9 protein-coding genes are annotated in these 12,080 nt (G+C 30.4%); 2 read left to right on the forward strand and 7 right to left on the reverse strand.

The features are described 5' to 3' along the window. Positions 1 to 2,905 (forward strand): T9SS type B sorting domain-containing protein (locus ABI549_RS11885; RefSeq protein WP_348076682.1); only part of this gene is annotated, 2,905 nt, incomplete at its 5' end. 155 nt (positions 2,906 to 3,060) lie between these two features. Further along, positions 3,061 to 5,457 carry a TonB-dependent receptor gene (locus ABI549_RS11890; protein ID WP_348076683.1) on the forward strand — a complete coding sequence of 799 codons (2,397 nt, stop codon included), beginning with the start codon at positions 3,061 to 3,063 and terminating at the stop codon, positions 5,455 to 5,457. 56 nt (positions 5,458 to 5,513) lie between these two features. Here the strand turns inward: ABI549_RS11890 and ABI549_RS11895 are convergent, their stop codons facing one another. The 7 genes from ABI549_RS11895 to ABI549_RS11925 all read right to left on the reverse strand — a co-directional run bounded on the left by ABI549_RS11895 (position 5,514) and on the right by ABI549_RS11925 (position 11,820). Further along, a complete protein-coding gene (locus ABI549_RS11895) occupies positions 5,514 to 6,521 on the reverse strand; it encodes a beta-ketoacyl-ACP synthase III (protein WP_348076684.1) in 1,008 nt (335 codons plus the stop codon). A gap of 551 nt (positions 6,522 to 7,072) precedes the next feature. Further along, a complete protein-coding gene (locus tag ABI549_RS11900) occupies positions 7,073 to 7,453 on the reverse strand; it encodes a hypothetical protein (protein WP_348076685.1) in 381 nt (126 codons plus the stop codon). Position 7,454: 1 nt separating this feature from the next. Then, positions 7,455 to 8,399, reverse strand: a complete 945-nt coding sequence (locus tag ABI549_RS11905; RefSeq protein ID WP_348076686.1) for an ABC transporter ATP-binding protein — start codon at positions 8,397 to 8,399, stop codon at positions 7,455 to 7,457. Positions 8,400 to 8,498: 99 nt separating this feature from the next. Beyond that, positions 8,499 to 9,806, reverse strand: a complete 1,308-nt coding sequence (locus tag ABI549_RS11910) for an AarF/UbiB family protein (RefSeq protein WP_348076687.1) — start codon at positions 9,804 to 9,806, stop codon at positions 8,499 to 8,501. Positions 9,807 to 9,808: 2 nt separating this feature from the next. Beyond that, positions 9,809 to 10,480 carry a TetR family transcriptional regulator C-terminal domain-containing protein gene (locus tag ABI549_RS11915; protein WP_348076688.1) on the reverse strand — a complete coding sequence of 224 codons (672 nt, stop codon included), beginning with the start codon at positions 10,478 to 10,480 and terminating at the stop codon, positions 9,809 to 9,811. A gap of 153 nt (positions 10,481 to 10,633) precedes the next feature. Then, a complete protein-coding gene (locus ABI549_RS11920; RefSeq protein WP_348076689.1) occupies positions 10,634 to 11,329 on the reverse strand; it encodes an OmpA family protein in 696 nt (231 codons plus the stop codon). An 11-nt stretch (positions 11,330 to 11,340) separates the two neighbouring features. Then, positions 11,341 to 11,820, reverse strand: coding sequence for a lipocalin family protein (locus tag ABI549_RS11925; protein WP_348076690.1), 480 nt, complete (start codon positions 11,818 to 11,820; stop codon positions 11,341 to 11,343). Positions 11,821 to 12,080: the final 260 nt, after the last annotated feature.

The following is a 12,080-nucleotide window of genomic DNA, read 5'->3' on the forward strand; positions in this document are numbered from 1 at the left end:
ACCTAGTTGCACATCAGAAAGAAGCTTCCGAGTAGAAATTGTAACACAAACTGATATTACTCCTCCTGATGTAATTGCTTGTGATCAGTATTTACTACCCGTTTTAGATTACAACTCTCGTTATTTTACAGCACCCGGAGGCCCTAGTGGTGGTGGAACGGAGCTTTTTGGAGGAACTACGTTAATCACAACACCTGGAGTGACAACAATCTATGTTTACTTTGTTTCAACAGATATACCTTCTTGTATAGTGCAAAGTCAATTTAATGTTACTATAAATGTTACGCCAACAATAACTGGGTCTTTTCCAAATGTTTTTGATTGTGTAGCATATAATTTACCGCCATTAGCAGTTGGAAATTATTATACTTTTGATAGTATAACAGGATTATATACTCTTGCTGTTTCCCCAATAACGACTACAACAACGCTTTATGTTTTTGCAACAAATAATAACTGTAAAACACCTGATATTGTTTTCACAGCCTACATAGGAACTTTAGGAATAGCAGATGAAACACAATGTTTATCATATACATTACCAGGGTTACCTATTGGAGAATATCATGATGCGCCAAATGGAAATGGGAATATCATTCCAGCAGGAACAGTAATTACAAGTACTACAAATATTTACACTTACGTTCCCGGAGCCGGATCTCCTAATTGTACTGACGACGATTTCTTTACCATAACTATAAATGCTCCGTTTCTAACAACACCAACTGATGTAACGACTTGTGCGAGTTATACATTACCAGTACAAGCAGATGGTGGGACTTATTATTCCGGTACAAATCAAGGATTACCTATGCTAAATGCTGGAGATGTAATTACTACAACCGCAACGATTTACATTTACAAAGCATCTGCGACAACTGTAGGTTGTTATAATGAAAAACCTTGGTTAATTACAATTAATCAAAAACCTATAATAGACTCTAGAGCAGATGTAGAACAATGCAGCTCTTATGTTTTAAGTCCATTAACTAATGGTAATTATTTTGATGATTCAAATGGAGTAAATCCATTATCTGCAGGAGATACAATTACAACAAACAATACTATTTATATTTATGCAGCTAACCCTAATGATGCTACTTGTTTTAGTCAAAACTCTTTCAATATTTCTATTAACGGGGTTGAAGCTGATCCAATTCCGACACAACTAACATATTGTAATAGTTTTACTTTCCCACCACATGCAACAGCAAATAATTTTTATTATGATGCTCCAGGTGGACCAACAGGTGGAGGAAATATAATTCTTGCAGGAACAACTGTTACATCTGCAACGGTATTACCAACTTATTATATTTATTACGAAACTGGAGACAGGTTAAATTGTAGTGATGAAAATCCGTTTAGTATAACTATAAATAACACACCTGTTTTGACTCCTGCAATACAAAGCGTTATCAATGTTTGTGATTCATACACTTTACAACCATTAACAGTAGGGAAATATTATACTTTATCTGGTGGACCATTAGCAACAGGAAATACAGAAATTGTAGCTCCCATAACTTATAATTCATTAAGTCCTGCACCAACGACAATTTATGCTTATGCTGAAACCAGTACAAACCCTAATTGTACTATAGAACAACCTATAAATATTACTATTTTTAATGTAACTGAACCAGCAAGTCTAACACGTTGTTCAAGCTACACTTTACCAAGTTTACCAGCTGGACAGAATTATTATTCTAATACAGGTGGAGTTGGTTTATTACCTTCAAATGTGATATCAACAACACAAAATATTTATGTATTTGGATTTTCTGGATTCACTCCAAATTGTTCCGATGAATTTATATTTACCATAACTATTGTCTCTAGGCCTGTTGCAAATGCAGTGACTATTCCAGAAGAATGTGATACTTTTGGAAATAATGATGGTATTTTTTCATTCGACTTAACAACTTTAGCAATTAGAAATCAGGTTCTAAACGGACAAACACCTGATCCAGATTTTACTTTAACATTTTACACTTCGCTTGCAGATGCAAATGATCCTTTAGCTACTTCAATTCCTAATCCCGCAGCATATCAAAATGATAATCCGCTTATAGATAGTGTTTGGATAAGAGTAACAAACAATACACTAACAGATCCTTGTTTTGCTATTACCGAATTAAGATTGATAGTAAATCTTTTGCCTGACCCAATTTTAGATACCGAATATTTTATTTGTAATGATTATGCAACAGGAACTATATTAAATTCTACTACTTTAGACACTGGTTTATCTGGTGCAAATTATTCATTTGTATGGACTCATGATGGAAATTCATTTGGTGGAAACACATCCTCAATTACAACTAATCAGATTGGAAACTATACTGTAACTGTTACAGATAATTCTAAAACGCCGCCTTGTCCTAAAACAATTACAACAATAGTCACACCGTATGCGCCTTATATAGAAATTACCTACAGTGATGCGTTCGAAAACCCAAGTTATATTACTGTAAATGTTTTAGGAGCTGGTTCTGGAAACTACGAGTACCGACTTGACCAGGAACCTTACCAAGACAGTAACATATTTTATAATATTTCGCCAGGAAATCATACAATATCTGTAAATGATAAAAATGGTCATTGTAATCCAGCACCAACAAAAGCTGAGATTATAAATTATCCTAAATTCTTTACACCAAACGGTGATGGTTTTAACGAAACCTGGAATATTATCCATCTGAAAACAACAAATCCAAATGCGCCAATATTAATTTTTGACAGATTTGGAAAACTAATTAAACAAATTACACCTTCATCAGATGGTTGGAATGGAACATTCAACGGTAAACCATTGCCTTCTACAGATTATTGGTTTACAGTAGATTATTCTGAAAAAGGAACTTCAAAAGTGTTTAAATCACACTTTGCACTCAAAAGATAATTTATAATACAGGTTATAAAAGCCTCAACAAAATAAAATTGTTGAGGCTTTTTTATGTTAAAAATTTCTTAAAAATGTAACAAAACATCCCTTATACAGTCTATTAGTTCATATCAATCATCAATTATAAAATCACAATCAAATTAAACAAACGTATGAAATTAAAAATTTTACTTATCTGCATTTTAGCTCAGTTTGCTAATTTATATGCTCAAACATCGGTTCCTGAAACCCCAAACTCTGGAAGTATTTCTGGGAAAATTATAGACAAAAAAACAAACGAACCTATTCCTTATGCAACCGTTACAATAAAAGATGATGGTAAAGTTATATCTGGTGGTATAACTAAAGAAAACGGTAATTTTGTTGTAAACAACTTACCTCTAAAAAAACTTTCTATTGAAATACTCTTTATGGGATATAAAAAATATGTAAACAGCATTACATTGTCTTTAGAAGATAAAAATCTTAATTTAAAAAACATAGCTCTTGAAGAAGAAGCAACAGAGCTAGGTGAGATTTCTGTTGTAAAAGAAAAATCTACTATTGAACAAAAAATAGATCGAAAAGTAATTAATGTAGGTAAAGATTTAATTTCGGCTGGAGCTACAGCTGGGGAAATTATGAATAATATCCCGTCTGTAACTGTAGATCCTCAAACCAATGCAATTAGTTTGCGTGGAAATGAAAATGTAAAAATCCTAATTGATGGTAAGCCCACAAATATGACATCGGCGCAGGTTTTACAACAAATACCATCAGCATCAATTAAACAAATTGAATTAATTACAAATCCTTCTGCTAAATATAATCCCGAAGGAATGAGCGGTATTATTAATATTGTTTTAAATAAAAATGCAAAAATTGGTTTCAATGGAAGTGTAAATACTGGAGTTACTTTTGCCAAAACTCCAAAAATAAATTCTTCTTTTGATTTAAATTATAAATCTGGAAAAGTAAATCTTTTTGGTAATTATGGTTTTAATCACGGAAAACAAGCAAACGGAGGATTCATTCAAAGTTTTGAAAACAATAATAACAATTATCAGAAATTTACTTTTGGCAATAAAAACACTTCCCATTTAGCAAAAATTGGTTTAGATTATTATTTAAACGAAAAAAATACCATCTCAATTTATACTAATCAAAGTAGGTTTTTAGGAGATGGTTTTGGTTCGACCGAAGTTACTTATTTTACTGGACCAAATCCAAATTCACTTCAGTTATTTGATAACGAAAATAAAAACATATCGCAAACTTATAATTTAGATTATAAACATGATTTTAAAAAAGAAGGACATAATATCGAATTAGAAATCAATCATAATATTGATGATGGTCCTGAAAATGCTTATTTTGAAAATCCCAATATTAGCAATAGTTCCTATACAAATCAAGTCGAAACTTTAGGAAAAAATACAGTTGTTAATTTAGATTACACCAATCCGTTATCGGAAACCGTAAAATTAGAATTAGGATTAGAAAGTCGAATCGAATCGACAGACAATTCATTTAATGTAAATAACGCTTATAATTCTGCTTTCGATTATAAAAGAACAATACAATCTGCTTATGGAACCTACGGAAAACAATTGGGAAAATGGAGTCTTCAGGCTGGAGCTCGTGTAGAGCAATATAATGTAGATGCTAATTTTAAAAAAATTGCTATCGCTAATCAAAATTTTAAAGACGATATTCTAACTGTTTATCCATCAGCATTTGTTACTTATAATCCTAGCGATATCAACTCATTCAATTTTAATTACTCAAGACGAGTAGACAGGCCAAGTATTGGACAGGTAAATCCTATTCGCGAATGGAGTACACCAACAATAACTTCGGTAGGAAATGCAGAATTGATTCCACAATTTACAAATTCATTTGAATTAAACTATACCCGAAAAACTAAAATTGGAAGTATTACTTCTGGAATTTTTTATAGAAGAATTCAAGATGAAATTACCCGTGTAGTTTATACTGATCCGAATGATGCTACAAGACAAATATTAACCTATTCTAATTTTGACAACAATAATGCTTATGGTATTGAATTATCTGGGAATTTAGATTTTACAAAATGGTGGAGTGTTAATTTTGGTATAGATACTTATTACAAAAAAGTAAAAGGAACTATAGAAAACAATTTACATGTTTTTGAATACACTGAGGTAGATGCAACAAACTTTAACGCTCGTATGAATCATAGTTTTAAACTAACTAAAGATTTCCGTTTGCAATGGTTCACTATGTACAGAGGACAAGATAACGGACTACAGTTTACTCGTAAACCAATGTGGAAAACAGATTTAGGTGCAAGTTTAAATGTCTTGAAAGGAAAAGGAACATTAAGCATTCGTTCTAGTGATATTTTTAATGCTATGAAGTTTGAATTTGAAGGAGACAAACCAAATCCATCTGTTGGACAATTTACATGGGAAAGTCAATCTATTTATGTTGGTTTTAATTACAAATTTGGTAGTAGTAAAAACAAAGCATTACAAAGAAAACAAAGAGACAAAAATGAAACCCAGGGAAGTGGTGGATTATTATAAAAAGCAAAAAGCTCCAAATTTCTTTGGAGCTTTTTTTATAAAATATTTTTAAAATATTACCATTTAATAATTGCACTTGCCCAAGTAAACCCTGAACCAAATGCAGCGAGAACGACAGTATCTCCAGATTTAATTTTTCCTTGCTCCCACGCTTCAGTCAAAGCGATAGGAATAGAAGCTGCAGTTGTGTTTCCGTATTTTTGAATATTATTAAAAACTTGGTCATCGGTCAAATTAAATTTCTTTTGTATAAACTGAGAAATTCTCAAATTAGCTTGGTGCGGAATTAGCATATCTATATCCGAAACTTGTAAATTATTTGCTTCTAAACCTTCATTTATCACTTCACTAAAACGAACTACAGCGTGTTTAAATACAAATTGCCCATTCATATAAGGAAAATAACTTTCGTCGTCTGGATCATTTTCGGCAATAATATCCGAAACCCATCGACCACCCATTCCAGGTGCTAAAACGGCTAACTCCTTTGCATATTCTCCTTCCGAATGTAAATGTGTAGATAATATCCCTTTAGTTATATCTTCTTCTCTGCTTAAAACGGCTGCTCCTGCTCCGTCTCCAAAAATAACTGAAACATTTCGTCCACGTGTGGTCATGTCTAATCCTAAAGATTGTACTTCTGATGCAACAACCAAAATGTTTTTATACATTCCTGTTTTAATATATTGGTCTGCAACCGACAAAGCATAAACAAATCCAGAACATTGGTTTCTAACATCTAATGCACCAATCGTTCTTAATCCTAGTTCTTTCTGCAAAGCAACACCTGGTCCTGGAAAATAATAGTCTGGAGAAATGGTAGCAAAAACAATAAAATCTATATCATCGTTAGACAATCCTGAGCGTTCTATAGCGATTTTTGCTGCTTTTACCCCCATCGATGTTGTGGTATCTTCTCCTCTTATGATATGACGACGTTCCTGAATACCAGTACGTTCCTGTATCCATTCATCATTTGTATCGATAATTTTTGCTAAATCATCGTTTGTAACTATATTGTCTGGAACGTAATAACCTAGTCCAGTAATTTTAGAATGATACATATTTTATATTTTTATTAAAAATCAGTTTGCAAATTTACACTTATTGTAAAATTAAGCAATAAAAGTTAGTTAGTTTTACTTAATTTCTACAAATAAAGTATATGGATTATATAATCATTTGCTTATTTGCCCTATTAGGTTCCGATTTAACCTTTATTTCAGACTTTGAGTTATACTTAATAATTTCATCCATTTTTATGAGCAATATCTTTAAGTCATTTCTTCTCAGAAAAAATTAACAAAAATGTAATTTTTAATTTCGGAATTTCTGGTCATAAAGATATTTCGAAGTATATCCTTAATTCGTCCCAGATTAACTAAATAATCATTTATAGCACTGGCGTTGTTATTACCTGATTAGTCGGCGTTTCGAGATTAAGTATTTATATTCCTAAAATTGTTAATAATGAACTTTCGTTAAATTACAAATTAGCTTTATTTGAAACATTTTCAGCCTTTTTAGGGATTTATTTTGGCAACAACTTATAAATCTATTCAGAATATTGTAGCTTTTATGCTACTTGGTTATCGTATTTTATTAATTTTTGGGATTATTTAACCATTAATTCTTTAATTTTTAAATCCCTTTCAAAAGAAAATGTAGCCGTAATTTGATTAACGTAATTGTATATTTCTAATGCTTTTTTCGCATATTTTTCTTTGTCAATTTTAATCAAAATATCTGCAAACAGTTCGATATTTGAATGATTAAAACCTTCTTTTTGAATTAAGAATTCGATAATATTTTCATCGGAAATAGTATCTAAAATTTCTAAATTGAAATCTAATTTTTCCTTTAATTTAGAATTAACCTCAGAAACTCTTTCAGATAATTCATCACTATTTTTAGTTCCTACTAGCATTTCTAATATTTTACTTAAAACAAATCCAAGTTGATTAATCTGTCTTGTCAAATGATCTTCTTTTCCCATTTTATTTTATAATTAACCTGACTTCTTCGTTATATTTCAGATCAGCATTATGCTCAAAAAAAACTACTTTTTTATCCAGAACTGCTTTAATTAAATAATAATTCCCTCTAAAATAAGATTGTTTTACTATAACTTTTAATATTCCGTTTTCAGATATTCCCAATTGATGTGGATACAACAAAACTGTTTCATCTTCTCCTTCTACAAAAGTAAATTGTGACAATTTGAGTTCATTCACTTCCCCGAAAAGTGATGCTGTATATTTATGAATCGGATTCGTGTAGATTTCTTTTGAAATGCCTTTTTCTAGAATTTTTCCGTCGTACAAAATGATAGTTTCATCAGAAAAAGACAAAGCATCGGTACTATCATGAGTAGCAACCAAACAAGTGATTTTTTTTTCTTTAAGATACGAAAACAGGTTTCTACGCAAGGCATTTTTTCTAAAATTATCTATATGACTAAATGGCTCGTCTAACAATAAAACTTCTGGCTCTAAAGCTAAAACTCTAGCAATAGCTACACGTTGCTGTTGTCCTCCACTAAGAAATTGTGCTTTTACATCAGCAAATTGTGTCATTTCAACAATCTCGAGTAATTCCTGAATTCGATTGTTTTTTTGTTCTATATTTATATTCGATAAATATTTCCCTACGTTTTCCGCAACGGTTATATATGGCATCAAATCGAAATCTTGAGCCAAATATTTCATATTATCTATTCCTGGAATTAAATTACATTTTGGCCCAAAAACTTCTGTTTCATTATAAAATATCTGACCTCCATCTAAATCGTATAATCCATAAATGAGTTTTAGAAGTGTGCTTTTTCCGCAACCACTTTCGCCCAAAATAGCAATATTTTGACCTTGAGTTACCGCAAAATTAATATTATGAATAATTATTTTATCAGTATAACCAAATGAAATGTTTTGAACTTGAAGCATATCTATTTTTAAAAACACAAATTTACAATTTTCAAAAAAAAAGAACACGATTTCTAGGAAGAAAAAGTGCTCTCTATTAACTAATAATTAAACCAATTTTTACATATATTTTTTATATTCTTGCGTATTTACTCTGGATTTCAAATCATGTAGTAAATTATATAATCCAAAAAACGTTCTATTAATATATAGAAAATGTTTAGAACCTCTATTACCATTCATTTTTCTTAACTGAGTATCTTTTGTAAACTCTTCACCTAATGTTGCGATAGCTCCAAAAAAATCTTCATCAGAAAAATCAAAATAATCACCATGAAAAGGTTTTGTAAACAGGCTTAATAATCTGTGAAAAACATCTGTAAAATAAATAATTTCTTTTTCAGAATCATCAGCACGAAGTATTTCCAGTTCATATAATTTTTGATTAAAAATGACCTGATCATTAATAACTTCTGGTGTAGCTAATTCAAAATACGGGATATAAAACTCGTTAGGAACTGCTTTTATACAACCAAAATCGATTGCGATTAAATTAGATTTTTTATCAATAAGAAAGTTTCCTGGATGCGGATCAGCATGAACACGTTTCAAATTATGCATTTGAAACATATAAAAGTTCCACATGGTTTGTCCTAATTTATCCCCTTTTTCTCGATCAGTATTATGTGCGGCAAACTCCGAAAGATGTTCGCCTTCCATCCAATCCATAGTTAATATTTTCTCTGATGATAAATCCGTATAATATTTTGGGAATTTTAAATTTTCGATATTCCTACAAGCGTGAGACATTTCTTCGCTTTGTTTTAACTCTAAAATATAATCTGTTTCTTCTAAAAGTTTGTTTTCAACTTCCTGAAAATATTTTTCTGAATCTTTACCTTTAAGGTTAAACATTCTTGTTGCAATTGGCTTTACAAGTGCTAAATCTGAACTAATACTATCCGCTACTCCTGGATATTGAATTTTTATTGCTAGATTTTTTCCGTTTTTTGTTGCTTTGTGTACTTGACCAATACTTGCTGCATTTACAGAATCGGGCGAAAAAGTATCGTATATTTCTTCGGGAAATTTTCCCAAATATTTTTTAAACGTTTTACGAACTAATGGCGCTGATAATGCTGGTACAGAAAATTGTGATAAAGAAAATTTATCTACATAAGCTTGAGGCATAATACTTTTATCCATACTAAGCATTTGAGCTACTTTTAGCGCACTTCCTTTCAAGTTTTTTAGACCATCATAAATATCTTCTGCATTATTTTCATTAAGTTTCTCTTTGGTTAATGAAGGATTTACTATTTTTTCGCCATAATATGACAAGTAATTACCTCCTACTTTTACTCCTGTTTTTAATAACTGACTAGCTCGTTCTATTTTTGTTGTGGGAATACTATCTAAGGTTTTCATAGTTACATCATTTTTTCTTTCCAAAGAAACTTACCCAAATCAAATAGACTTTCTAGTGGTTTAGTGTCTAGTAAATCGACTACTGTATTAACAGATTTTTCTATAATAATATCTGTTTTTTCAAATGATTTTGAAGTATCATCTAACCAGAATTTTAATATAAATAAAAACTGAATCCAAGCTCCTTCAGAGAAAACAGGTTTTGTTATTTTAGCTACTTTATCGCTAATTACTGAATTACTGTTTTCTATAATATTATTGATATAATTCTTAAAATGATTTCTAAATTCCTTGAAATCTTTTAGATTTTTCATTCCTTCTTTATTTTCTAATAAAGAATAAACAACATAACTTCTATTTAAAGTTAGTATTTCAAATAATGTAAAATACAAAGACAATAATTTATTTTTATCTGGATAATTAGCATAATTCTCGTCTTTTTCGAGAGTAGAAATTGTGTTTTCGAAAAACTTAGTCCAAATAGATTGTTTTATATCATTGAGAGAACCAAAAAACGAATAAAAATCCGATTCTTCAATACCGTTATTTTTACAAAAAACGTAAACATTTTTTGTATTATGATTGTTCTCTAGAACATCATTCATGTATAAACTAATGATTTTATTATCATCAATTATTTCTTTTTTTGATTCCGTTTTTTTTGCAGTTGCCATAATCATTTGATTAAATATCTTATACAAAGATAGCTATTGTTTAATTATTAAATTAAAAAGTTAAACAAAAATTTATGTTAAATATTTTCAAAAAAAATGAAATAAAAAAAGCTGTTTCTCACGAAACAGCTTTTAAAATATTGTAATAAAAAATTAGTTACCAGATTCATTTTTAGCGTCATTTACCATTTTATCATTTGCAGTAATGGCAAATTCTACTCGACGATTTTGAGATTTTCCCTCAGCAGTATCATTAGAAGCAATAGGTTCTGCTTCACCGAGTCCAGATGTATTAAAACGAGAACTAACTAAACCTTTTCCTGACAAATAAGCTTTTACAGAAGCTGCTCTTTGTTGCGACAATGTCATGTTATAATCATCAGCTCCTGAACTATCCGTATAACCATATATTTGAATGTCAGTATCCGGATATTCTGTAAAAACAGGTACTAACTTATCTAGATTTGCTTTTGCTGTAGATGTCAATGTCGATTTATTTGTATCAAAACGTACTGAGTTTTCGCCCAAAACTAATTTGATTCCTTCTCCTACTCTTTCTACTTTTGCACCAGGCAAACTTTCAGTAATTTCTCTGGCTTGTTTGTCCATTTTATGACCAATAACGCCACCAGCAACACCACCAATAACACCACCTAAAACAGCACCCAAGGCACCATTTCCACCTTTTCCTAGGTTATTTCCTAAAACACCACCAAGAATTGCGCCACCAACAGCGCCAATTGCAGCTCCACGTTGGGTTTTATTAGTATTCTTTACTGACTCACAACTTGATAAAACAGTTCCTAAAAGAAACGAAATTGAAAGTATGTATATAAAAGATTTTTTCATAATTGTAATTTTTAGTTTGATTTATTAAATTGATAAACGATATTCGTCATTTTTCCCCCAATATTTACATTGTCAATCAATTTGAATGATTCAGCAGTTTGATCAGCCACTTTAAGAATGTAACCTTGTTGCATTTTTTTAGCTTTTATTCCATCTGCTAAAAATTTTAACACGAATTGACCATCTTTGTTTACATACCATTTAATTGGCGAACTAAAACCAGTACAATTAGCTTGTGTTAAAACCATGTTCCCAGAATCATTATTTGAAATAAATTTCCAAGTACTGCCTTCAAAACATTTTGAGTCAGCTAAATCGAAAGAAGTAATTTTAAACATATCTGAACCTGCATAAGATACAGATGTGATTGTCCAATTCCCTTTAATAGCCACTTGAGATTTCCTGTCAACGTTTGTTGCAGCCGCTGGTGCTGGAGTCTTACAAGAAGTAACAACTATAAAAAATGTAAACAGTACAATTATTTTTTTCATTCTATAAAAAGTTTTGAATTAATATTATAACAAAGATACAATTCAAAAAAAATAAAATTGTTTCAAAATTAAATTATTTTTTTACAAAATTAATACTTACGCCAATTTGTCATTCTAAACACAATTGGTATTCTATTTGAAAGTGTATTTTAAAATAATAAAACTTAAAAATATATAAATATGACAACAGGAAAAATTAATGTTTCGGTAGAAAACATCTTTCCCTTAATCAAGAAATTCTTATACAGCGATCACGAAAT

This window comes from Flavobacterium sp., assembly GCF_039932285.1.
Classification (GTDB): Bacteria; Bacteroidota; Bacteroidia; order Flavobacteriales; family Flavobacteriaceae; genus Flavobacterium.